Source organism: Corynebacterium vitaeruminis DSM 20294, from assembly GCF_000550805.1.
In the GTDB taxonomy this organism is placed as follows: domain Bacteria; phylum Actinomycetota; class Actinomycetes; order Mycobacteriales; family Mycobacteriaceae; genus Corynebacterium; species Corynebacterium vitaeruminis.
Window position 1 is genome coordinate 1,660,581 of sequence record NZ_CP004353.1, and the last position, 22,503, is coordinate 1,683,083.

The 22,503-nt window shown below is 67.2% G+C and carries 21 protein-coding genes; 3 read left to right on the top strand and 18 right to left on the bottom strand.

All coding sequences use genetic code 11. The features are described 5' to 3' along the window. Positions 1-32: 32 nt before the first annotated feature. From B843_RS07590 to pyrR, 3 genes are read right to left on the bottom strand one after another with little or no spacing between them, the layout of a single operon-like run. The gene (locus B843_RS07590) at positions 33-1,397 is read right to left on the bottom strand and encodes a dihydroorotase (protein ID WP_034650701.1); all 1,365 of its coding nucleotides are present in this window, start codon (positions 1,395-1,397) and stop codon (positions 33-35) included. Between the two features lie 46 nt (positions 1,398-1,443). Continuing rightward, positions 1,444-2,385, bottom strand: a complete 942-nt coding sequence (locus B843_RS07595) for an aspartate carbamoyltransferase catalytic subunit (RefSeq protein ID WP_025252913.1) — start codon at positions 2,383-2,385, stop codon at positions 1,444-1,446. 8 nt (positions 2,386-2,393) lie between these two features. Further along, on the bottom strand, positions 2,394-2,960 hold the full coding sequence (gene pyrR, locus B843_RS07600; protein ID WP_025252914.1) for a bifunctional pyr operon transcriptional regulator/uracil phosphoribosyltransferase PyrR: 567 nt from the start codon (positions 2,958-2,960) through the stop codon (positions 2,394-2,396). 449 nt (positions 2,961-3,409) lie between these two features. Here pyrR and B843_RS07605 point away from each other — a divergent pair, with 449 nt between their 5' ends. The 3 genes from B843_RS07605 to B843_RS07615 all read left to right on the top strand — a co-directional run bounded on the left by B843_RS07605 (position 3,410) and on the right by B843_RS07615 (position 5,908). After that, positions 3,410-4,858 carry an SDR family oxidoreductase gene (locus B843_RS07605; RefSeq protein ID WP_025252915.1) on the top strand — a complete coding sequence of 483 codons (1,449 nt, stop codon included), beginning with the start codon at positions 3,410-3,412 and terminating at the stop codon, positions 4,856-4,858. Between the two features lie 61 nt (positions 4,859-4,919). After that, entirely contained in the window at positions 4,920-5,414 is a 495-nt protein-coding gene (locus B843_RS07610; protein WP_025252916.1) for a YbjN domain-containing protein, read from the top strand. A gap of 32 nt (positions 5,415-5,446) precedes the next feature. After that, positions 5,447-5,908: a YbjN domain-containing protein gene (locus B843_RS07615; RefSeq protein ID WP_025252917.1), complete on the top strand. Its 462-nt coding sequence runs from the start codon at positions 5,447-5,449 to the stop codon at positions 5,906-5,908. Positions 5,909-5,957: 49 nt separating this feature from the next. Here the strand turns inward: B843_RS07615 and B843_RS07620 are convergent, their stop codons facing one another. The 15 genes from B843_RS07620 to B843_RS07690 all read right to left on the bottom strand — a co-directional run bounded on the left by B843_RS07620 (position 5,958) and on the right by B843_RS07690 (position 22,261). Next, positions 5,958-6,809 carry a PPK2 family polyphosphate kinase gene (locus B843_RS07620; RefSeq protein ID WP_025252918.1) on the bottom strand — a complete coding sequence of 284 codons (852 nt, stop codon included), beginning with the start codon at positions 6,807-6,809 and terminating at the stop codon, positions 5,958-5,960. 121 nt (positions 6,810-6,930) lie between these two features. Continuing rightward, the gene (gene nusB, locus B843_RS07625; RefSeq protein WP_025252919.1) at positions 6,931-7,548 is read right to left on the bottom strand and encodes a transcription antitermination factor NusB; all 618 of its coding nucleotides are present in this window, start codon (positions 7,546-7,548) and stop codon (positions 6,931-6,933) included. A 1-nt stretch (position 7,549) separates the two neighbouring features. Beyond that, complete coding sequence (efp, locus tag B843_RS07630) at positions 7,550-8,113, bottom strand: elongation factor P (protein WP_025252920.1); 564 nt, start codon at positions 8,111-8,113, stop codon at positions 7,550-7,552. Positions 8,114-8,352: 239 nt separating this feature from the next. Beyond that, positions 8,353-9,447 carry an aminopeptidase P family protein gene (locus tag B843_RS07635; RefSeq protein WP_025252921.1) on the bottom strand — a complete coding sequence of 365 codons (1,095 nt, stop codon included), beginning with the start codon at positions 9,445-9,447 and terminating at the stop codon, positions 8,353-8,355. Positions 9,448-9,624: 177 nt separating this feature from the next. Further along, complete coding sequence (gene aroQ, locus B843_RS07640) at positions 9,625-10,056, bottom strand: type II 3-dehydroquinate dehydratase (protein ID WP_025252922.1); 432 nt, start codon at positions 10,054-10,056, stop codon at positions 9,625-9,627. A gap of 32 nt (positions 10,057-10,088) precedes the next feature. Further along, entirely contained in the window at positions 10,089-11,159 is a 1,071-nt protein-coding gene (gene aroB, locus B843_RS07645; protein WP_025252923.1) for a 3-dehydroquinate synthase, read from the bottom strand. 93 nt (positions 11,160-11,252) lie between these two features. Then, positions 11,253-11,834 carry a shikimate kinase gene (locus B843_RS07650; protein ID WP_081751639.1) on the bottom strand — a complete coding sequence of 194 codons (582 nt, stop codon included), beginning with the start codon at positions 11,832-11,834 and terminating at the stop codon, positions 11,253-11,255. A 90-nt stretch (positions 11,835-11,924) separates the two neighbouring features. Continuing rightward, the gene (gene aroC, locus B843_RS07655; RefSeq protein WP_025252925.1) at positions 11,925-13,148 is read right to left on the bottom strand and encodes a chorismate synthase; all 1,224 of its coding nucleotides are present in this window, start codon (positions 13,146-13,148) and stop codon (positions 11,925-11,927) included. A gap of 77 nt (positions 13,149-13,225) precedes the next feature. Continuing rightward, on the bottom strand, positions 13,226-13,696 hold the full coding sequence (locus B843_RS07660) for a prepilin peptidase (RefSeq protein WP_025252926.1): 471 nt from the start codon (positions 13,694-13,696) through the stop codon (positions 13,226-13,228). Between the two features lie 173 nt (positions 13,697-13,869). Continuing rightward, entirely contained in the window at positions 13,870-14,712 is an 843-nt protein-coding gene (locus B843_RS07665) for a shikimate dehydrogenase (RefSeq protein ID WP_376780247.1), read from the bottom strand. Positions 14,713-14,851: 139 nt separating this feature from the next. Further along, positions 14,852-16,003, bottom strand: coding sequence for an endolytic transglycosylase MltG (mltG, locus tag B843_RS07670; RefSeq protein ID WP_025252928.1), 1,152 nt, complete (start codon positions 16,001-16,003; stop codon positions 14,852-14,854). An 86-nt stretch (positions 16,004-16,089) separates the two neighbouring features. Further along, entirely contained in the window at positions 16,090-16,677 is a 588-nt protein-coding gene (gene ruvX / locus B843_RS07675) for a Holliday junction resolvase RuvX (RefSeq protein WP_025252929.1), read from the bottom strand. Positions 16,678-16,790: 113 nt separating this feature from the next. Then, a complete protein-coding gene (alaS, locus tag B843_RS07680) occupies positions 16,791-19,463 on the bottom strand; it encodes an alanine--tRNA ligase (protein ID WP_025252930.1) in 2,673 nt (890 codons plus the stop codon). Positions 19,464-19,571: 108 nt separating this feature from the next. Continuing rightward, positions 19,572-20,918: a replication-associated recombination protein A gene (locus B843_RS07685; RefSeq protein ID WP_038595389.1), complete on the bottom strand. Its 1,347-nt coding sequence runs from the start codon at positions 20,916-20,918 to the stop codon at positions 19,572-19,574. A 71-nt stretch (positions 20,919-20,989) separates the two neighbouring features. After that, positions 20,990-22,261: an aminoglycoside phosphotransferase family protein gene (locus B843_RS07690; RefSeq protein WP_038596040.1), complete on the bottom strand. Its 1,272-nt coding sequence runs from the start codon at positions 22,259-22,261 to the stop codon at positions 20,990-20,992. Positions 22,262-22,503 lie beyond the last annotated feature (242 nt).

The following is a 22,503-nucleotide window of genomic DNA, read 5'->3' on the forward strand; positions in this document are numbered from 1 at the left end:
TTTCTATTATATAGGGCGGTTCTTGTGCCGTCTTAGGCACCCGTGCGCGGAGCCGCGGCCTCGCCGTCCTCGCAGGTCACGCGGCCGCGAAGGATCGTAGCCACGACCTTGGTGTCGAACTCCATGCCCTCATAAGGCGTGTTGCTTGCCTTGGAGGCCAGCTCGGCACCGGAAACGGTCCAGGTCTCACCCGGCTTGACCACGGTGAGGTTGGCGGGCTCGCCGACGGCGACCGGACGGCCGTGGTCGGGCAGGCGGGTGATCTCGGCGGGACGCTCGCTCATCACCTTGGCGACGAAGCGCCAGTCGGCGAGTCCCGGCTTGACGAAGATCTCGGCGATGATCGCCAGCGAGGTCTCCAGGCCCAGCATGCCGGGACGTGCGTGCTCGAACTCGCAGCACTTCTCCTCCGAGCCGTGCGGGGCGTGGTCGGTGGCCACGCAGTCGACGGTGCCGTCGAGGAGTGCGTCGCGCAGCGCGAGGGTGTCGCGCTGCTCGCGCAGCGGCGGGTTAACGCGGTAGACACCGTCGTAGGACTCCAGGCGCTCGTCGGTGAGCAGCAGGTGGTGCGGGGTGACCTCGGCGGTCAGCGGGATGCCGTGATCCTTGGCCCACTTGACCAGCTCGACGGTCCCTTCCGTGGAGGCGTGGCAGATGTGCATGCGGCTGCCGTAGTCGCGGGCGAGGATCGCGTCGCGGGCGACGATCGACTCCTCCGCCACGCGCGGCCAACCGCGCAGGCCGAGGCGGGCGGCGACCTCGCCCTCGTGGGCGCAGGCGCCCTCAGTCAGGCGCGGGTCCTCGCAGTGCTGGGCGAGCAGGACGTCCATGCCGCGGGCATACTCGATGGCGCGGCGCATGATGAGCGGGTTGTCCACGCACTTGCCGTCGTCGGAGAACATGCGCACCTTCGCTTCGGAGCGGGCCATCATGCCGATCTCGGTGATCTCCTTGCCCTGCAGCCCCTTGGTGATGGAGCCTACCGGGTGGACGTCGCAGAGGTTGATGTTCTGGCCCTTGAACCACACCGACTCGGCGATGACCGGTTGATCCATGACGGGCTGGGTGTTGGCCATGGTGAACACGGCGGTGAAGCCGCCGCGTGCGGCCGCGGCCGAGCCGGTGGCGATGGTCTCGGTGTCCTCGCGGCCAGGCTCGCGCAGGTGCACGTGCATGTCCACGAGGCCCGGCAGCAGCACGCCGCCCTGGCCGTCAACCTCGCGGTCGGCCGAGGTCTCCTCGGTGCCGATCTCGGTGATGACGCCGTCGGTGATCAGCACGTCGAGCGGCTCGCCCTCGCCGTAGGGGCGGACGTTCTTGAGAAGCAGGGTTCCCGCCTGCGCGGGTGCAAGCTCGCCGGTGGCCGGGTAGTTGTTTTCGGTCTGGGTGTTCGACATCGTGTCCAAGATTCCTTTCTAGTCCAGTCGTTTTCGCGTATCCGGGCTAGAAGCCTGGGGTGTCGGTGCTTGCGATGAGGCTAAACAGCACGGCCATGCGGGTGTGCACACCGTTGTTGACCTGCTGCAGGACGGCCGTGCGCGGGGCGTCGGCCACGCCGAAGTTGATCTCCATGCCGCGCAGCATCGGGCCGGGGTGCATGATGATCGCGGAGTCCTTGAGCTTGGACTCGCGCTCGGCGGACATGCCGTAGAGTGCCGCGTACTCGCGGTGGGACGGGAAAAATCCGCCGTGCATGCGCTCCTGCTGGACCCGCAGCATCATGACGACATCGGCGTCGTAGATCTCGGCGTCCATGTCGTAGGAGTAACGCACCGGCCAGTTGTCCACCCCCGGCGGGAGCAGGGTCGGCGGACCAACGAGGACGACCTCGGCGCCGAGGACGCTCAAAAGGTCGACGTTCGAGCGCACGACGCGCGAGTGCAGGCAGTCACCGACGATGACGACCTTCTTGCCGTTCGCATCGCCGATGCGCTCGCGCATGGTCACCGCGTCGAGCAGCGCCTGGGTCGGGTGCTGGTGCGCGCCGTCGCCGGCGTTGATGACCGAGGGGCCGTTGCCCTCGGGGGCCACCCACCCGGCCAGCTGCTGGGCTGCGCCGGAGGACGGGTGGCGGATGATGATCGCGTCAGCGCCGATGGCGGTGAGCGTAAGCCCGGTGTCCTTCAGGGACTCGCCCTTCTTCACTGAAGAGGAGGAGGCGGAGATGTTGATGACGTCGGCGCTCATCCACTTGCCCGCGGTCTCGAAGGAGGAACGGGTGCGGGTGGAGTTCTCGTAGAAGAGAGTAAAGATGGTGCGCCCGCGGAGGGTGGGCAGCTTCTTCAGCTCGCGGCCCTCGAGCGCCTCGCGGAAGCGGTCGGCCTCGTCCATGAGCCCGATGATTTCGTCCTTGGTGAGATCGGAAATGGAGAGTAGGTGCTTCACTGGTACTCTCACTCCCCCTTCTTCGTGAGCAGTACTGCGTCGCGGCCGTCAATCTCCTTGGCCAGCACCGTGACGTCTTCGTTGCGGGCCGTGGGGATGTTCTTACCCACGTAGTCGGCCCGGATGGGTAGCTGGCGGTGACCGCGGTCGACGAGGACGGCGAGCTGGACCTGCTCGGGGCGTCCGATGTCGCGGAGGGCATCCAGCGCCGCACGGATGGTGCGACCGGAGTACAAGACGTCGTCGACGAGCACGACGGTCACGCCGTCGATCCCGCCCTGCGGGATGCGCGTCGGTTGGAGGGCGCGGTGCGGCTTGCCGCGCAGGTCGTCTCGGTACAAAGTTATGTCGATCGAGCCGGTCGGGACGGTAGTTCCCGTGAACTCGGCGATCTTCGATGCCAGCTTTTCTGCCAACGGCACTCCACCAGAAGGAATGCCCAAAAGAATGATTGGCACGGCGTCCTTGGAATCCAACGCCGTCTTTTCAATAATCTGGTGCGCGATGCGTGCAACGGTTCGCGAGACATCGTCGCTGCTCAGCAGCACGACGCTCTCTCCACTGTTATCGCTCATCGTGACCTCCTTCCCCGCCTCTCTGTGCGGTCCGTTAAAGGATGTCTGTTTTCAGTTCGAGTGCCCTGCGGCGCGTGCGCCACACGGCGGTGAAATAGGTGAACCACTATTTACCCGATCCGAAAACGAACACGAAAATAGCTTAAGTCAAACCAAATTTCTTGAGAGAGGGCTCATTTACTCTCACCTCAGTCGCCCAGCATATCAGCTCCTCCCCCGGCGTCGGAAACCTTTGCCCTCTTTTTGGCGGCGGTCAGCGCGAATTGCCCCCAAACGCGTATCGACGCCCAGCGGCGGGCAACCGCGGCTGCCAGGGGTACCCGTCGATAAGCGACCGCAACCGCGCACCGCTCGGGCCGCGACAATACGACGCCGTGTCGGGGCCGCGAACTAGACTTGCGGGAAACGACCGTTACGAGACCTCCCAGCAGCACAAAAGGGGCGAAACATTGAGCATCTCCACCACCCACATCGTCGCGGCACCGCGCGAGCTGGTGTGGCGCTGGCACGAGCAGCCGGGCGCGGTCGCACGCCTGACCGCGCCATTTTTCCCGCTCACCCCGAAGAAGGTCTCCGCCAACCTCGCCGAGGGCACCGACCTCTTCTCCCTCCCCGCGGGGCTGCGCTGGGAGTCCCGGCACGACCTCTCCGGCTATGTCAAGGGTTACCGCTTTACCGACGTCTGCGTCGCCTCCCCCATCAGGGCCTTCGCGCAGTGGCGCCACGTCCACTCCTTCTCCGATCACCCGGACGGCACCCGCATCAGCGACGAGGTCACAACGCGCGTGCCCAAGTCGACGCTGGTACCCATGTTCGCCTACCGGCAGCAGCAGCTCATTCGGGACCTCGCATTCGCCACAAGCCTCCACGAACGCCTCGGGGCCGTGCCCTTGTTCTCTGAGCTCCCAGGTGCCTCGGGCCCCGCGGAACAGCCCGAAGTGGACGAAACCGCATCCGGTGTGCCCGCTCGCCCGCTGACTATCGCGATCACCGGCTCGCGCAGCACCACCGGCCGCGCGCTGTCCGCCCAGCTCACCACGCTCGGGCACACCGTCATTCAGCTCGTGCGCCCCACCAAGTCCCGGCCCAACGCCAAGCCCGGCCAGCGCCTCTGGGACTCGGCGAACCCCGATCCACGCCTGCTCGAGGGCGTCGATGCGCTGGTCCACCTCGTGGGCGAGTCGCTGCTGGGCAGGGGCGCGGAGGTGCAAAAACTCGATAGCCTGGCCGAACGCATCGCCGCAACCCGCAGGCTCGCGGACCTCGTGGCGCACAGCCCCAGCTGCCGCGTCGCCCTCGTGGCCAGCGCGATCGGCGCCTACGGTTCCGACCGCGGCGAAGAGCCGCTGACCGAGGAATCCGGCATGGGCAAGGACGAGCTGGCCACGGCCGTCGGCCGGTGGGAAAGCGCCTTCTCCCCCGCGGTTGCCGCCGGTGCCCGGGTCGCGTTCGTCCGCACCGGCATCGTGCTCAGCGGCTCGGGCGGCGTCCTGCCCGTGCTGCGCACGCTCTTCTCGGCCGGCCTCGGCGGGAGCGTCTCCCGCACCGGCGAGTGGTTCTCGTGGATCTCGCTCGACGATCTGACCGACATCTACGTCACGGCGCTCGCCGACCCGCGTTACTCGGGCACGATCAACGCCGTCTCCCCCAACACGGTGCGCAACAACGAGCTGGCCAGCTCGCTCAACCTCCAGCTTCGTCGCCCGGCGTCGTTCCCGATCCCCGGGCTTCGTCCCAAGGCGCTGCCCGGCACGGGCGGCACCGCGCCGCTCGAGCTCGCGCCGCAGCGCGTCTTGCCCACCTTCCTCGTCGCCGCCGAGTTCTCCTTCCGCTACCCTGAGCTAGGCGCCGCGCTCGCCCACGAGGTGGGCACGGAGCGGCTCTTCGACGCCAGCTAGCAGGTCGCTTTCGCGCTTGTTTTGTGCTTTTCGACGTATCACCCCCTATCCAAGGAACCCCATGACCCCCGCAGGCTCCAGCCCCGATCCCGAGCTCAACCTTGACTTTGCCCCAGTGGATGCCGACCGCATCGCCGCGATCCTCGCCGACGAGTCCCTCGAGTACGCCATCGAGGTCCCCCACCCCGAGGCGTCGTTTAGCTCCCAGGTGCGCACCGGCTTCATCAACCAATCGATCCTCCTGCAGGCGGGCGACAACGGGCTGGGCGCGGTGTCCACCTGGCGCGGGCGGCTCGCGCCCGAGGACGCGGCCAAGGGGCTGGCCATGGTCAACGAGTGGAACCTCCACCAGATCGCGCCCACGGTGTACATGCTCGAGTCCGAGTCCCACGAGATCGCCTTCGCCGCGCGCAGGACCCTGGGCAGCCCGCGGGCGAGCACGAACCAGCTGGGGGCCTTCCTCGTGTCCACGATCGACTCCTTCGTCGCGGTGTGGGACTACTTCGAGTCCGCCCTGCCCGACTCGGTCACCTGGACCGAGCCCGAAGCAGACTAGACCCCTCACCCGGCACCCCTTAAGGAGACCCCATGACTTCCTCCCCCGAAAGCGACAACACCCGATCCTTCGACGACCTCAAGGTCACCATCGAGCGCGTCACCGCCGCCATGAGCGAGTTCGGCATCACCCTTGATAGCGCGGGAAGCGGCGACCAACCCGTCGCCTTCGCCAACCTCAACGGCGTGTCCATGCTGTTCGCGGCGATGCCCTCGGTGCTGCTCGTCCGCGGCGACGTGAGCACCACGTCCCGCTCGGTCGATGCCGAGCCCAGCTACTACCTCGCGGCCAACCAGCTCAACGCCACCTCCGACGCCGCCAAGATGTGCATCGTGGACAAGACGAGCACGCTCATCGTCCGCGCCGAGGCCGAGACCATGAGCGCCGCTGGCCTCGACGACCGACAGCTGCGCCACGCGCTGAAGTCCGGCGTGGACGCCGTGCTGGGGCTGCACGAGGCCTTCGAGAAGGCCCACGCCGCCGCCCGCGCCTAGCGAGCACAAAGGCCCGGCACACTTGCGGTGCCGGGCGTGTGTCGAAGTGCTAGTCCATGGCCTCAAGCTTTGCCTTTTGCTCCTCCACGTCGAAGTCGGCGGGAGGCCAGGACAGGTTCATGTCCTCTAGCGCCCCGAGGAGCAAGTACTTCACGGCCATGCGGGCGTACTGCTTGTTGTCGCTCGGGATGCAGTACCAGGGGGCATCCTCGGTGGAGGTCTCCGTCAGGGCGATCTGATACGCCTCTTGGTAGGCGTCCCACTTCGAGCGGGTGTCCAAGTCGCCGGGGTTGTACTTCCAGTACTTCGCCGGGTTCTCAAGTCGCTCCAAGAGGTTGTCCTTCTGGAACTGCTTGGAGATGTGCAGCATCACCTTGATGATCTTGGTGCCGCCCGCGACCAGCTCCTTCTCGAACTGGCGGATGGCCTCATAGCGCTCGGTGAGCACCTGCTCGTTGGCCCAGCCCTCCACGCGGTGGATGAGCACGTCCTCGTAGTGGGAGCGGTCGAACACGCCGACCATGCCGTTGTCCGGCAGCTGCTTGCGGATGCGCCACAGGAAGTCGTGCGCCTTCTCCTCGTCGGTGGGCACGCCGAAGGAGGCGAGCTTCACGCCCTGCGGGTCCAGCACGCCGACGGAGTGCTTGATGATGCCGCCCTTGCCCGAGGTGTCCATGCCCTGGAGCACGAGCAAGACGTTGCCGACTTTGATCCCCGAGCGGTGGTTCGCGTAGAGCTTCTGCTGCAGCTCGTAGAGCTGGGCGTCGATCTCGGAGTTTTCTTCCGCGACCTTGTTCTTGCCGCCCTTGAGGCCGGGGGTGGAGGCAGGGTCGACATCGGCGAGAACGAAGCCGGGGCCCACGAAGGTCTTGCGGGCGTCTTTAACGTCAAAATCACTCATGCTGGACATGCTAGTGCACATCCGGCATGAGTGATTCGGCATTGAGCACGCGATTTTCGCTCGCGCGGCCTATGGGCGGAAGCCTTGGCCGTCGACAAGCGAAAAAGCGTTGACCAAGCGGCTACTCCTTACCCGCGGCGTCTTCGGCGTCTACGGGGTCTTCAGCACCCTCGACGTCCTCCGGCCCGACCAGGTCGTCGAGACCGGCGTCGGAGTCCTGCGCCTCGCCAGCGGCGTCCTCGATCGGCTCGACCGGGGCGTCGGTGCGCAGCTCCTCGATGTTCTTCGCCATCGAATCGAGCACAGCGTGGATGTAGGACGGAGCCTCGTCGCCCGAGTACTGGGAGGCCAGCTCCACGGCCTCGACGACGGCGGTGGCCACCGGCACGTCCTCGTTGAAGATGAGCTCCCACACGGCCACGCGCAGGATCGCGCGGTCGACGGCCGGGATGCGGTCGAGCTCCCAGTCCTCGCTCAGGTGCGCGCCGATGAGCGAGTCGATGCGTTCGAGCTCCTGGGCCGCGCCCTCCACGATCGCCTTCGTGTACGGGTTCACCGGGGCGACGGCGTTGTCGATGTCGCGCGACAGGGCGATGCGATCGCTAACGATCGCGACCGGGTCGATGTCGCGGGCCTCGGCCTCGAAGAGGATGTCCGCGGCACGGCGACGCGCCTTGTAGCGGGACCCGTGGCGCTTGTACTCGCGCGACGCGGCCCCGGACTTCTTGTCTTCGCTCACCTTAGTTGTTCACTCGGGACAGGTAGGAGCCGTCGCGGGTGTCGACCTTCACCACGTTGCCGGTCTCGATGAACAGCGGGACCTGGATCTCGGCGCCGGTCTCGAGGGTGGCGGGCTTGGTGCCGCCGGTGGAGCGGTCGCCCTGCAGGCCCGGATCGGTGTGCTCGACCTTGAGGTCGAGGGAGATCGGGAGCTCGGCGAACAGCGGCTCGCCCTCGTGGAAGGAGACCTGAACGGTGGTGTTCTCCAGCAGGAAGCGGGCGGCGTCACCGAAGACGTGCGGTGCCAGCTCGACCTGCTCGTAGGTCTTCTCGTCCATGACGACGTAGGAGGTGCCGTCGTTGTACAGGTAGGTCATGTCGCGGCGGTCGACCGTTGCGGTCTCGACCTTCACGCCAGCGTTGAAGGTCTTGTCGGTGACCTTGCCGGTGACAACGTCCTTGAGCTTGGTGCGCACGAAGGCCGGGCCCTTGCCTGGCTTGACGTGCTGGAACTCGACGATCTGCTGAAGCTTGTTGTCGATCTTGAGGACAAGACCGTTCTTGAAATCAGAGGTAGTTGCCACGCGCAAAACTTCCTTATTTTCGATTGTCAATGGAGCGAACCCTCAGGCGACCTCCTGCCACCCGCGGTACCGAAGCGGGCGCAACCGCCTTGTGGGGCGCCCGGATTAGCCTACTTATGCTAGCAAACCCAAGCTCACGATGCACGCACGAGGGCCCCGGCGAGTCGAAGGTCACCGCCGGGGCCCCGGGTTGCTCGCGCGGTCAACGCTTCAAGCGGACGCGCCGTGAAAAGCCCCGTCTAGTCGAGGACGAGCAGCCGCTTGTCCAGCTTGGTGAGGTTCTCCGGCACGCCGTTGGTGATGATGAGCGAATCTTCGATGCGCACGCCGCCCTTTCCCGGGACGTAGATGCCGGGTTCGATGGTCAGCGTCATGTTCTCCTGGAGCACGCCGGTGCCGGTCCGCGCAGCGGACGGCGCCTCGTGGACATCGAGGCCGAAGCCGTGCCCGGTGGAGTGCACGAAGTACTCGCCGTAGCCCGCCTTCTCGATGACTTCGCGGGAGGCCCAGTCGACGTCGACGAGCGCTGTGCCCGGCGTGGCCGCGGCGCAGCCGGCGAGCTGGGCCTCGAGCACGACCCCGTAGATCTCCTTGGCGAACTCGCTGGCCTCCCCGAGCACGACCGTGCGGGTGGTGTCCGAGTTGAAGCCCTTGGCGTGGGCGCCGAAGTCGACCGTGACGAGGTCGCCGCGCTCCAGCACGCGGTCGCCCGCGCCGTGGTGGGGCTTGGCCGAGTTCGGGCCCGAGGCGACGATGGTGTCGAAGCTCGTGCGCTCGGCGCCCTTCATCCGCATGCGGTACTCTAGGTCGGCCGCGATCTCGTACTCCCTGCGCCCCACGGCGATCCCGCCGTCGGCGATGAGCTCCGCGAACGCCGAGTTGGCGAGCTCCGCGACCTCCCTCAGGCGCAGCAGCTCGAGCGGGTCTTTGCGCAGGCGGATGCCCTCGATGACGCCGCTGATGGGGACCAGCGCCACGTCCTCGCCCGCGGCCTCCTTCAGCTTCTCCAGCTGCGCGTATGAGACGTAGTCGGCCTCGAAGCCCACGCGGCGCGGTCCGGTGACCTCGCGCAAGAGGGCGACGGCGGTATCGCGGGCCTCAAGGCACTCGAGGTCGCGGACCTCCTCGGCGATCTGGGTGAGGTAGCGACCGTCGGTGGACGCCCTTGCGGTCAAGTCCTTGGACAGGATCACGGAGCCGTTCGAGCCGCTGAACCCCGAGAGGTAGCGCACGTGCGTGAGGTGGGTGACCAGCATCATGTCCACGCGCTGCCCCGCCAGCTTCGCCGCCAGCGCCCTCCGCCTCGTGGCAAATCGAGTATCCGACAGCGCCATGTCCTGCCCCACTTTCTTCTCTTCTCGCGGCCCCCTTTAGGGCCCACTCCAGCGTCGATGGCCTCGACTAGAGTCAACCTTACCCACTTTGCGCAGGCGTCGAGCGAGGTTGCGATTGCTTGTCGACGCCTACGGCGACCGCGGTGGGCGCAAAGCGTGCCGCCCGCGCTGCGCTAGCTACTGCGCGAAGTAGCGCAGCGCGTACTCGTAGCCCGCGATGCCCAGGCCGGCGATGACGCCGCGGGCGATCGGCGAGAGGTAGCTGAAGTGGCGGAACTCCTCGCGCGCGTGCACGTTGGAGATGTGTACCTCGACGAATCCGGCGCCGTCGGCGACCTCGGCGAGCGCGTCACGCAGCGCGACGGAGGTGTGGGTGAACCCGCCGGGGTTGATCACCACGGGCCAGCCCTCGTCGGCGGCCTCGTGCGCCCAGTCGATGAGGTCGCCCTCGTGGTTGGACTGGCGGAACTCAATCGAGATCCCCAGCTCACCGGCCAGCTCCCGCAGTCGCTTTTCGACGTCCACCAGGGTGGTGTGGCCGTAGACCTCCGGCTGGCGCTTTCCCAGGCGGTTGAGGTTCGGGCCGTTGAGGACGAGGACGGTGGTCATGGGGTCTCCTTGATGCGAGTGCGGGCGTGGCCCTAGTTGGCGATGGCGTTGTAGGCGGCTTCCAGCTCGGCGTCGGTGGCGTCCTCCAAGCGCGTGGTCTTGGCCAGGCCCTCGAGCGCCACGAAGCGGATGTGTCCGCCCTTGTTCTTCTTGTCGCGGCGCATGCCCTCGAGCAGCTCCGCGAAGTGACCCCCATCATAGCTAGTCGGCAGGCCGACCGAGCGCAGGATGGACTCGTGGCGGGCGACGAGTCCCTCGTCGATGAGCCCGCGGGAGTGCGCGAGCTGGGCGATGAACATCATGCCCACCGCCACCGCGCGCCCGTGGCGCCACGTGAAGTTCTCGCGCAGCTCCACGGCGTGGCCGAAGGTGTGGCCGTAGTTGAGGATCTCGCGCAGGCTCGACTCCTTGAGGTCCTGGCTCACGACGTTGGCCTTGACTGCCACCGAGCGGGCGATGAGCTCGGGCAGGTGGCCGTCGGCGCGCAGGCACGCAGCAGGGTCCGACTCGTAGAGCTCGATGATCTTCGGGTCGGCGATGAACCCGGTCTTGATGATCTCAGCGCTGCCAGCGACGATCTCGTCCGCGGGGAGCGTGCCCAGGAAGTCAAGGTCGATGTAGACCGCCGAGGGCTCGTGGAAGGCGCCCACGAGGTTCTTGCCCGCATGGGTGTTGATGCCGGTCTTCCCGCCCACGGCCGCATCAACCATGGCGAGCAGGGTCGTGGGGACCTGGATGAACTTGATGCCGCGCATCCAGGCCGCGGCCACGAACCCTGCCAGATCGGTCGCGGCGCCGCCGCCCAGGCCGATCACCGCGTCCCCGCGGGAGAAGTTGTGCGCGCCGAGCTCGTCCCAGCAGCGACCTGCCACCTCGAGGGTCTTGCCCGCCTCGGCGTCGGGCACCTCGATAATGAGCGGGGTGACCCCGGCGGCGGAAAGGGCCTCTGACAGCGCGTCGGCGTAGGCGCGAACGCTCGGCTGCGTGACCACGGCGACGTTGCGCACGCCAAGGCCCGCGGTGAACCCCACGATGGAGTCCTTCAGTCCGCTCTCGATGGTGACTGCGTAGGGCGAGTTTCCATTGACTTCAATGACGGTCACGATGTTCTCCTTCATCGATCGCAGGCCCCGGGGTCCTCGCCGGAGCGCTGGTTCTCCTGTAGGTGGCTGTAGCTACGTGGGCTTGTAGGGCTTCTAGTTGGCGCTCTCGAGGAACCCGAGGATGTCGGCGACGACCTTCTGCGGGCTGCGGCGGTCGGTGCGTGCGCGGAAGCGGGAGACCTCGCGATAGAGCGGGCGGCGCTCCTCCACGAGCATCCGGTAGTGTTCCGCGGGGTCGGAGGCAGCGAGCACCGGGCGGGTGTTCTCGCTGGCGGTGCGGCGCGCCCCCTCCTCCGGGGAGACATCGATCCACACCACGTTGTGGCGCTTGAGCAGCTCGCGAATGGACGGCGTGAGCACCGCACCCCCTCCGAGGCTGACCACGCCGGTGGTCCGCAGCGCCTCGGCGACGCGCGCCGCCTCGAGCTCCCGGAAGGCGGGCTCGCCGAGCTCCGTGAACACCTCGCCGCAGGTCTTGCCCTCGGCCTCCTCGATGAGGACGTCGGAATCGGTAAGTCCCAGGTTGAGCGCGCGGGCGAGGCGGCGGCCGATGGTGGACTTTCCGGCACCGGGCGGCCCCACGAGGACGACGACGGGGCACGGCCGCGGCTGCTCGAGCTCGGAGTCGATGTACTCGCTCTGCGTCACCTGGACGACCCCGCTGGATTCGGGCATGTCGTTGGGCGTTGCCCCCTCGCGGTCGAGGAGGCCTTCCGGCTGGTCACCGGCGGCGACTAATTCGTCTTGTGCGATCGACATCGTCGCTTAAGCCTCCTCGCCGAACGCCAGGCGCTCGGCCACGTACGCCTGGTAGGACTCGATGTTGCGCTTGGTCTCGCCCAGGCTGTCGCCCCCGAACTTCGCGAGCACGGCGCGGGCGAGGACGAGCGCCACCATCGCCTCGGCGACGACGCCGGCGGCGGGGACCGCGCACACGTCGGAGCGCTGGTGGATGCCGGTGGCGGGCTTGCCCGAGGACATGTCGATGGTCTTGAGGGCACGCGGCACCGTGGAGATCGGCTTCATGGCCGCGCGGACGCGGAGCACCTCGCCGTTGGTCATGCCGCCCTCGAGGCCGCCGGCGCGGTTCGAGCGTCGGACGATCGCGCCGTCGACACGCTCGATCTCGTCGTGCGCCTCGGAGCCGCGGCGGCGGGCCTCCTCGAAGCCGTCGCCGATCTCGACGCCCTTGATGGCCTGGATACCCATGAGCGCGGCGGCGAGCTGCGCGTCCAGGCGGTCGTCGCCGGAGATGTGGGAACCGAGCCCGATGGGCAGGCCCTTGACCACGACCTCGACGATGCCGCCTAGGGTGTCGCCCTGCTTCTTGGCGGCCTCGATCTCGGCGATCATGGATTCCTCGGCGGCCTTGGAGAAGGCGCGCACCGGGGAGGCGTCGATCGCCTCAAGGTCGGCGAAGTCCGGCTCCGGGCCCGCGTAGGCCTCGGAGCGGCCAATGGAAATGACGTGGGAGACCACCTCGACGCCGAGGGTCTCGCGCAGGAAGGAGCGGGCGACGGTGGCGGCGGCCACGCGCGCCGCGGTCTCGCGGGCGGAGGAACGCTCGAGGACCGGTCGGGCCTCGTCGAAGTCGTACTTGAGCATGCCCGAGAAGTCGGCGTGGCCAGGCCGCGGGCGGGTGAGCTTGGCACCGCGGCCGGAGCTCATCGCGGCCGCGACCTCCGGATCCTCCATGTCGATGGGGTCCGCGGACATGATCGTGGTCCACTTCGGCCACTCGGTGTTGCCCACCATGATGGCGATCGGGCTGCCCAGGGTCTTTCCGTGGCGGACACCGCCCAACAGGGTCACCTCGTCGGCCTCGAACTTCATGCGCGCCCCGCGGCCGTAGCCCAGGCGGCGGCGCGCCAGCTGATAAGAGATCTCCTCGCGAGTGATCGGAACGCCAGCCGGCATGTGTTCGATCATGCTCACGAGAGCCTGGCCGTGCGATTCTCCTGCAGTAGTCCAACGAAGCATAGAGGTCATTATGTCATGTCCCCGCCCCATCACCTGTTTCGCCCCTCACATGGCGTCACCCCCGGCCACGGGCTCACGCGAGCGGCTCACAACAGGACGAAACCGGCGCAGGAGGCCACCGCCGCGGCGATCATGTGCGGTCCGTGAGCCAGCGTCCCTCCCCTCCCCGACGCTCCCACGCACACGCGCCGGATGCCGAACTCGCACAGCGCCAAAAGGCTCGCACCGGCGCTGGCGAGCAAGACCAGCGGCACCGAGAACACCCCCACCAGCGTCCCGAGCCCCGCGGCGAGCTTAACGTCTCCCCCTCCGATTCCCCCGCGCAGACCCGCCGCCAGGTACACCCCGGCCCAGACCGCTCCCCCGAGAATCGCGGCCTCCCGGCCCGCCGCGAGCGACCATCCCACGGCCTGGAGGAACAGGAGGGCCGTCCACTGGTTCGGTAGGCGTCGACACGCACAATCCCACGCCGCGAGCACCGCAAGCGTGACAAGCAGCGCCGCGCCGAAGAAGGCGAGCGCAAAAGGGCTAAGCGAAACGGCGTGTAAAGGCTCCATGCCCGAAACGCTAGGCGGGGCCGAGAAGGCGTGCCACCGGAAACCCCGGAGGCTGTGGACAGTGGTGCTGGTGGGATCTAGGCGGCCCCGAGAGCACAAAACCAGCAGGTCACAACCCTAAGAAGTTATTCACAGGCCTCCGGTCACGAGACCCTTAACGTTTAGAAGCTGGGCTAGCTCTCGTCGACCCCGTCGAGGCTCGCCATGAGCGCCGCGCGCATGGCGGCCTCCGGCGCAGGGTGCCCGGTGTACTGCTCGAACTGGCTCAGCCCCTGGTGCAGGAGCATGGAGTGCCCGCCGACGGCCGAGTAGCCCTTCGCGCGCGCGGCCGTGACCAGCGGCGTCGGCCACGGATCGTAGATGACGTCGAGGACCGGTCCCCCGGCGAGCTGTTCCTCCCAGCCCGCGATCGCGGCCGACGGCACGGTGGAGATGACCACGGCGGCGCCAGCGCACAGGTCTCCGATGCCCTCCTCGAAGCCGCTGTAGCTGAACTCGGCCCCGCCGCGCTCTGCCAGCGGACGCAGCTCATCGGACTTGTCGGTGCGGTTGATGAGCAGGATCTGGCCCACGCCCAGCTCCGTCAGCGCCCAGAGCGCGGGCCTGGCGGTGCCGCCGCCGCCCACGACGACGGCGGCGTCCGTCTTGCTCAGGCTCGTGATGCCCAGTTCCGCCAGCGCGCCCAGGACGCCGAGGCAGTCGGTGTTGTCCGCGCGCCAGCCGGAGTCGGTGCGCACGAGCGTGTTCGCCGAGCCGATGAGCCGGGCCCGCTCCGTGAGCTCGTCGGCGAACTCGAGGGCAGCGAACTTCGCCGGCATGGTGACCGAGAACCCCCGGTAGCTCTCGTCGGCCCCGCCGACGATTCCCGCCAGGTCGCCCGCGGCGCACTCGAAGCGGCCATACTCCCAGTCGTCGAGCCCCGCGGCCGCGTAGCCCGCGTTGTGGATCACCGGCGAGAGCGAGTGCTCGATGGGCTGGCCCAGTACTGCGGCCCGCTTGATTGCGTTCACGGAAATTCCTTCGTTCCTAAAGTTTTCGGTTCGTTGTTGGTGCGCCGCCACGAGAGCAGACGGATAAAGAAAGAGCCCCGCCTGCCGCAAGGGGAGGCGAGGCGCCGGAGGCCGCCCGGCAATGTGGTGGCTTGGCGGGAAGAGCTTAGCGGTTGGAGTCCAACACGCCATTCTGGATCGACTGCTGCACCGCGGCCTCGTGCTCCTCGAAGGTGTTGCTGAAGACGGTGGTACCGTTCTTGTCCACGGTCACGAAGTACAGCCAGTCGCCCTGAGCCGGGTTTTCGATCGCCTCGATGGCCTGCAGCGAGGCGCTCGCGATCGGGGTGGACGGCAGCCCCTCCATGGCGTAGGTGTTCCATGGGGTCACCCGCGCGCGGTCCTCGTCGGTGGTGGCCACCTCCTGCTCGCTCAGGTCGTAGTTGACCGTGGAGTCGAACTCCAGGCGCTGGTTCTTGGCCAGGCGGTTGAGGATGACGCGGGCGACCTTGTTGAAGTCGTTGGCCGGGGACTCGCGTTCCACGAGGGAGGCGGCGGTGAGCAGCTGGTACGGCGTGAGGTTGATCGCCTGCGCGCGCGACTCGATGTTGGTCGACTCGAACTGCTTGGCCGAACGCGTGATGAGGTCCTTGAGGATCGCCACCGCGTCGGCGCTCGGGTCGACCACGTAGCTACCCGGGATGATGAGCCCCTCGAGCCGGCGCGGGTCGTTGCCGCGCGCGGTGACGGCGTCGATGGCCCAGGACGGAACGCCGAGGTCGGCCGGGGCGGTGTTGGCTGCCGCCTGCTGCAGCTGCTCGGCGGTGACGCAGTTGTCGCTGTTTTCCTGGCAGCTCACCTGGGAGATCTGCGAGTAGATGCCGGACCGGGTGCTGCCGCCGACGACGTTGACGTCCATGAGCGTGGAACCGCCCTGGATCTCGAGCATCTGCACCTTATTATTCGGGTCGAGCAGGGCCGCCACGGCGGACGACGCGCTCATGTGTTCCTGCAGGCGGTAGAAGCCGGGCTTGACGTCGGCCGCGCCCTTGTTGGAAAAGGCCGCTGATTGGAAGGCGCCGTCGGAGGCGACGATCCCCTTGCTCACCAGATCCGGCCCGAGCTCGGAGAGGCTGGAGCCCTCCGGGATCTCGACCAGCTGCACCACTCCGTTGCCGGAACCACGGTAGTCCTCGTTTCCCCGATTGACCACGGCAACACCGATGTAGATCACCGAGCCAATCAAAAGAACAAGCGCCGCAATCAACACGGCCAGGCCCCGCTGGCGGCGCTTGACGTACTTGGGTTCCATTCTCATCGTGGAATTGCCTTTCCCTTCCCTACTGCACCCCACAAGACACAGGGGTAAACAGAACTATCTCGCAAGCGTACCGTAGAACACACTTAACACTGTCTTTTACGCACCATGTCCGCGGGCGAAGGTGAGGTTTTTCTCACTTCTGCGGCGCCTTCGGCGGTTTTCGCTTCTCGACGGCCAAGGTACGCACGCCGCTCGTCCAGCCACGACTGCAGGATCTCCACGGCGGCGATCTGGTCGACCACCGCCCTGCCCTGGCGCTCGTTCTTTCCTGACATGTGCAGCGCCTGGTACGCGATGACTGTGCTCAGCCGCTCGTCGGCCATCCGGATCGGCAGGGGCTTCCCGGCTGCAGTCAGACGGCGATTGATACGGAAGGCGAAGTCTTTGGCGTGCTTGACGCTGCGCGAACCCGAGCCGTCAAGGTTGCGGGGCAGGCCGACCACGACCTCCACCGCCTCGTACTCCTCGATGATCTCGAGGATGCGGTCGATGTCCTCGCTGTCGCGATCCTTGAGCCCGGTCGTGCGCCGCACCGTCTCCACGGGGCTGGCGAAGGTCGCGTCGCGATCGGAGGAGGCGACGCCGATGCGAACGCTGCCCACGTCAATGCCGATGCGACGCCCGCGGCCCGGGTCGTCCTCACCGGGGGTATCGGGGGTGACTTGTGCCATGTCCGGTAGCCTACCTGCCGCCGCCGAAATCCGGAAAACGGGCTGGTTGCCTAGGGGGCGGAAAAAGCGGGATGGGGCTTGTCCCCATCCCGCTTTGTTTCCTCGAAGAGGGTCTACTTCAGCCCGCCGAGGAGGTCGCGGACGGCGTTGAAGCCTGCCTGCAGGCCCTCGGCATTGGAGCCGGAACCCTGAGCCATGTCGGGCTTTCCGCCACCGCGGCCGTCGATGTAGCCGCCGAGGGTCTTGACCAGTTCGCCGGACTTGACCCCGCGGGCCACGGCCGCCTTGGTGGCCGCCGCCACGAACGGCACCTTGCCGGAACCGTCCTCGGCGGCGAGGACGACCACGCCAGCCTTCTCGCCGAAGGCGTTCTTCACGTCGGTGGCCACGGTGCGCAGGTCACCGGCGGAGGTGCCCTTGGACAGGGTCAGGGTGATGACCTCGAAGCCGTTGAGCTGGTCGGCCTTGGCAGCAAGACCCGCGGACTCGGCGAGCAGCTGCGCCTTGCGCATGTCGTCGATTGCCTTCTCGGCCTCCTTCAGCTTCTGGGTCAGCGCGGCAATGCGGTCCGGGACGTCGGTGGACGGGGCCTTCAGCGAGGAGGCCACGCCCTCCATGAGCGCGCGCTCCTTGGACAGGTAGCGGAAGGAGTCCATGCCGGAGTAGGCCTCGATGCGGCGCACGCCGGAGCCGACGGAGGCCTCGCCGAGGATGGCCACCGGGCCGATCTGGGAGGAGTGGGCGACGTGCGTGCCGCCGCACAGCTCCATGGAGAACGGGCCGCCCATCTCGACGACGCGGACCACGTTGCCGTAGTTCTCGCCGAACAGCGCCATGGCCCCCATGGCCTTGGCCTCGTCGAGGGTGGTCTCTATGGTGTTGACGGTCCAGTCGCTGTCGACGGCCTCGTTGGTAATGGCCTCGATCTGAGCGAGCTGGGACGGGGTGAGCGACTCGGTGTAGTTGAAGTCGAAGCGCAGGTAGCCCGGCTTGTTCATGGAGCCTGCCTGGACGGCCGTGGGGCCGAGCACCTCGCGCAGCGCGGCGTGGATGAGGTGGGTCGCGGAGTGCGCCTGGCGGGCGGCGTGGCGCCACGCATCGTCGACGGTCGCGGTGACCGCGTCGCCGACGGCGAGGCCGCCCTTTTCCACGGTGGCCTTGTGCACCCAGAGCTTCTTGCCGATCTTCTGCACGTCGTCGATCTTGAGCAGCGAGTCGCCCATGGTGATCACGCCGCGGTCGCCGAGCTGTCCGCCGGACTCCGCGTACAGCGGGGTGACGTCGAGGACGACCTCGACCTGCTGGCCCTCCTCGACGGCCTGCACCTTGGCGCCGTCGGCAAGCAAGCCAATGACCTTGGAGTTCGTCTCGAGCTCCTCGTAGCCCGCGAACTCGGTCGGGTTGTTATCCACCCACTCGCGGTAGATGGACAGGTCCGCGTGGCCGTGCTTCTTGGCGCGGTTGTCGGCCTTGGCGCGGGCGCGCTGCTCGGCCATGAGGGCATCGAAGCCCTCGGAGTCCACCTCAAGCCCGGCCTCGGCGGCCATCTCGAGGGTGAGGTCGATCGGGAAGCCGTAGGTGTCGTGGAGCGCGAAGGCGTCGGCGCCGGCGATGGTGGTCTTGCCGGACTCCTTCACGGCGGCGGCCGCGTCCTCGAACAGGGCCGTGCCGGACTCGAGGGTCTTGAGGAAGGCGTTCTCCTCGGTGACGGCGACGCGGAGGATGCGCTCGCGGTTATCGGCGATCTCCGGGTAGGACGGGGTCATGGTGTCCATGATGGTGTTCATGAACTTCTCCATGGTGTGGCCCGGTGCGCCCAGCAGGCGCGCGGAGCGGATGATGCGGCGCAGCAGGCGGCGCAGGATGTAGCCGCGGCCCTCGTTGCCCGGGGTGACGCCGTCGAGGATGAGCATCATGCCGGTGCGGGAGTGGTCGGCGATGACGCGGAAGCGGATGTCGTCCTCATGCTTGACGCCGTACTTGGCGCTGGTCAGCTCCTGGGCGACGTCGATGACCGGGCGCAGAAGGTCGGTCTCGTAGACGTTGTCCACTCCCTGCAGGATGCAGGCGACGCGCTCGACGCCGAGGCCGGTGTCGATGTTCTTCTTCGGCAGCGGGCCCAGGATCTCGAAGTTGTCCTTGCCGATGCCCTCGCCGCGCTCGTTCTGCATGAAGACCAGGTTCCAGATCTCCATGTAGCGGTTGTCGTCGGCGATCGGGCCGCCCTCCTTACCGTACTCCGGGCCGCGGTCGTAGTAGATCTCGGAGCAGGGGCCACACGGGCCGGGAATGCCCATGGACCAGTAGTTATCCGCCATGCCGAGGCGCTGGATGCGCTCTTCGGGGATGCCGATCTCCTTGTGCCAGATGTCGGCGGCCTCGTCGTCGTCGAGGTAGACGGTCACCCACAGGCGCTCCGGGTCCAGCCCGAAGCCGCCGTCCTCCACGGAGTCGGTCAGCAGCGACCAGGCGTGCTTGATCGCGCCCTCCTTGAAGTACTGGCCGAAGGAGAAGTTACCGGCCATCTGGAAGAAGGTGTTGTGGCGGGTGGTGATGCCCACCTCTTCGATGTCGAGGGTGCGCACGCACTTCTGGATGGAGGTTGCGGTGCCGTTCGGGAACGGGGGGTTCTGCTGGCCGAGGAAGTACGGCTTGAAGGGAACCATGCCGGCGTTGACGAACAGAAGGTTCGGGTCATCCAAGATGAGCGACGCGCTTGGGACCGGGGTGTGCCCAGCCTTGACAAAATGGTTCGTGAAGCGGTCCCGGATCTCATGGGTCTGCACGGCGGTATGTCCTCGTTTCTCGACGATCATATTTTCTAACGAGCGTTAACTCTACCCCATGTCAATCGCGTGCCGCGCACTGCCGCTTCCTAGCCGCGCGAAAGCCGATCAGCGCTTCCCGCGCACGATTCTGCGCAGCCGTCCGATGTAGTCGGCGACGCGTTTTTCCGCACCGTGGTCGGTTGGTTGGTAGTACACGGCGTCGTCTAGGCCGTCCGGTATGTATTGCTGCGTGACGACGCCACGCGGGTCATCGTGCGGGTACACGTAGCCCACGGCGTTGCCGAGCTTCTTCGCGCCCTCGTAGTGGCCGTCGCGCAGGTGCGGCGGGACCGGCGGGGTCTTGCCGTGGCGCACGTCGGCGATCGCGGAGTCGATGGCCGCGATGACCGAGTTCGACTTGGGCGCCGTGGCCAGATAGATGGCGGCTTCGGCCAGCGGGATGCGTGCCTCGGGCATGCCGATGAGCTGCGCCGCCTGTGCGGCGGCGGTGGCCACCTGCAGGGCCTGGGGGTCGGCCATGCCGATGTCCTCGGCGGCGTGCACGATGAGCCTGCGGGCGATGAACCGCGGGTCCTCGCCGGCGTCGATCATCCGGGCGAGGTAGTGCAGGGTGGCGTCGACATCCGAGCCGCGGATCGACTTGATGAACGCGCTGGTGATGTCGTAGTGCTGGTCGCCGTCGCGGTCGTAGCGCACGACGGCCCGGTCGATGTTGGAGGTGATGACCTCCGTGGTAATCGCCGCGCCGTCGGGAAGCCCCTCGGCGACCGCCTCGAGGTAGGTCAGAGAGCGGCGCGCGTCACCGCCTGCGAGCTGCACGAGCTGCTCGAGCGCATCGTCGTCAATGGTGACCCGGCCGCCGAGGCCGCGGTTGTCCTCGATCGCGCGCAGGAGCACCTTTTTGATGTCGGCTGGCTCGAGGGCCTGCAGGTGCAGGATGAGCGAGCGCGACAGCAGCGGCGCCACCACGGAGAAGGAGGGGTTCTCGGTCGTCGCCGCGACCAGCAGCACAGTGCGGTTTTCCACCGCCGCGAGCAGCGCGTCCTGCTGGGTCTTGCTGAAGCGGTGCACCTCGTCGATGAACAACACGGTGCGCCGACCGTGGATCAGGTCCCTGCGGGCGGCGTCGATGACGGCGCGGACCTCCTTGACCCCGGAGTTCAGCGCGGACAGCCCCACGAAGCGGTGGCCGGTCGCCGAGCTGATGAGCGAGGCGATGGTGGTCTTGCCCGTGCCGGGCGGGCCGTAGAGGATCACGCTCGCCTCGCCGGAACCCTCGATGAGCCGGCGCAGCGGCTTGCCCGGACCGAGCAGGTGCTCCTGGCCCACGATCTCGTCGAGGGTGCGCGGGCGCATGCGGGCGGCCAGCGGCGAGTGGGCGCCCGATTCGAAGACCGGCGAGGAATCGGGCTGCGCCCCAGGAACCTCAAAGAGCCCACCGGCGTCGTCCATCGCAGCCACCCCCCTTTCCTTACTAACTAGAAAGGATAGGAGGCCGGGCGGCGTCCTATCCCTTCGGCGCTTTATGCCTCGTCGGAAAGCAAATCCATGACGGAGGCGGCGAAGCTGGCCACGGCCGGGAACCGCGGGTCGGCGCCGCGTTGGGCGAAGCGTTGCATCGCCTCGAAGGTCTCGCGCAGATCCTGGCGGATCATGTCCGCCTCCTCCGAGATCTCCTCCGGGTTCTTCACCAGGACCTGATCCGCGATCGGGGCCAGCTTGTCCACGATGGTGGCGAGGTCGAGGTGCTCGATGACCACGTTGCCGCGGAACAGCTCCGCGGACAGCTCGCCCTGGGCGCTCAGGTGCATCATCGACAGGCTGGTCAGCGCCCAGCCGACCATCGCGGTGACGATGCGCGCGGACAGGCGGGTGGAGTTGTTCACGTTCGGCCAGATCTTGCCCACCTCGTGCACCCACGACTCGATGAACACGTCAGCCTCGTCGTCGGTGATCGGCTGGCTGAACAGGAACTGCGGGAAGCCGGCGATGACGCAGGCGACGTCGAAGGTGGCGTCCCTGAAGCCCGCCCACTCGTAGTCGAGGAAGTGCGTGCGATCGGAGACGATGATGTTGTCCGGCGACAGGTCGAAGGGAGTAAACGCGCGGTGCTGGCCGCTCATGAGGCGGCGCCCGGCGTCCTCGGCGAAGTCGCGCACCGTCTGGCTGATCTGGATGCCCGCGCGCGAGAGCAGCTCGAGCCCCACGGTCATCGACGCCATGAGCAGGCGCTCGCGGTAGCCGAACAGCGCCTGGACGTCCGGGTACTTGGCGAACATGCGCTTGAGCAGAATCTGGAAATCCTGCTCCTTGCTGGCCGTGTCGGCGTGCATCTTGCCGATCGCTTCGCCGAGGTTGCGCAGAATGGACACGCGCAGCTGCTCGTCGTGGGTGTCGAGCAGGTCCGCGAAGGTATCACCGTCGCCGGAGTCGCTCAGGATGATGAGCCGTTGATCGACGTCGTAGGCGAGCAGCACCGGGCCCGGGCGCACCTCCTCGCTCAGCGAGGTGGTGAACTGGTAGGCGACGATCTCGCGCAGCAAGGTCGACTTGTCGTAGAGCAGGTCGGTGACCGGCATGTACTTGATCACCACGGAGCGCTGCTGCAGGAACGGCGACGGCGCCACGCGCGCCCGCAGGACAACAGCGATGCCCGAGCCCCCGAGATCCTTGATCTCGCTGAGCTTTTGGTTTCCGCCATAGCGCTGGCTGAGAAGCTTTTCAGCCGTATCGACGACCATGGCCACCAGCTCCTCGTCGGAGGAGGCTGCCAGCTTGGTGTCGTCGAAAGGCATTCCCGCCTGCGGGATCTGCGCCGGTTCGGAACCGTTTGCGGACTTGTTGGGGCTCACTGATTCACTCCTTGTGGACGCGAACTTGGCGGGTGCGCAGGCCGTGCTCGCCGATCTGGCATTCCCGAGACTCATTCTAGGTGGTGCTCGCGACTTGCTGTTTAGTCTTCGTCAATTCTTCAGGCTTTCCTCGGCGATTCTCAACGTCGGGAACCGACCCCGGACACGGCTGTGTGGTGTGCTTA

What these genes read in the sequence shown, in the direction of transcription:
- B843_RS07590 (WP_034650701.1), bottom strand. Translation starts at nt 1,397, where the DNA reads ATGTCGAACACCCAGACCGAAAACAACTACCCGGCCACCGGCGAGCTT.
- pyrR (WP_025252914.1), bottom strand. Translation starts at nt 2,960, where the DNA reads ATGAGCGATAACAGTGGAGAGAGCGTCGTGCTGCTGAGCAGCGACGAT.
- B843_RS07610 (WP_025252916.1), top strand. Translation starts at nt 4,920, where the DNA reads ATGACCCCCGCAGGCTCCAGCCCCGATCCCGAGCTCAACCTTGACTTT.
- B843_RS07615 (WP_025252917.1), top strand. Translation starts at nt 5,447, where the DNA reads ATGACTTCCTCCCCCGAAAGCGACAACACCCGATCCTTCGACGACCTC.
- B843_RS07620 (WP_025252918.1), bottom strand. Translation starts at nt 6,809, where the DNA reads ATGAGTGATTTTGACGTTAAAGACGCCCGCAAGACCTTCGTGGGCCCC.
- B843_RS07635 (WP_025252921.1), bottom strand. Translation starts at nt 9,447, where the DNA reads ATGGCGCTGTCGGATACTCGATTTGCCACGAGGCGGAGGGCGCTGGCG.
- aroQ (WP_025252922.1), bottom strand. Translation starts at nt 10,056, where the DNA reads ATGACCACCGTCCTCGTCCTCAACGGCCCGAACCTCAACCGCCTGGGA.
- B843_RS07650 (WP_081751639.1), bottom strand. Translation starts at nt 11,834, where the DNA reads ATGCCCGAATCCAGCGGGGTCGTCCAGGTGACGCAGAGCGAGTACATC.
- aroC (WP_025252925.1), bottom strand. Translation starts at nt 13,148, where the DNA reads ATGACCTCTATGCTTCGTTGGACTACTGCAGGAGAATCGCACGGCCAG.
- B843_RS07660 (WP_025252926.1), bottom strand. Translation starts at nt 13,696, where the DNA reads ATGGAGCCTTTACACGCCGTTTCGCTTAGCCCTTTTGCGCTCGCCTTC.
- mltG (WP_025252928.1), bottom strand. Translation starts at nt 16,003, where the DNA reads ATGAGAATGGAACCCAAGTACGTCAAGCGCCGCCAGCGGGGCCTGGCC.
- ruvX (WP_025252929.1), bottom strand. Translation starts at nt 16,677, where the DNA reads ATGGCACAAGTCACCCCCGATACCCCCGGTGAGGACGACCCGGGCCGC.
- B843_RS07685 (WP_038595389.1), bottom strand. Translation starts at nt 20,918, where the DNA reads ATGGACGACGCCGGTGGGCTCTTTGAGGTTCCTGGGGCGCAGCCCGAT.
- B843_RS07690 (WP_038596040.1), bottom strand. Translation starts at nt 22,261, where the DNA reads ATGCCTTTCGACGACACCAAGCTGGCAGCCTCCTCCGACGAGGAGCTG.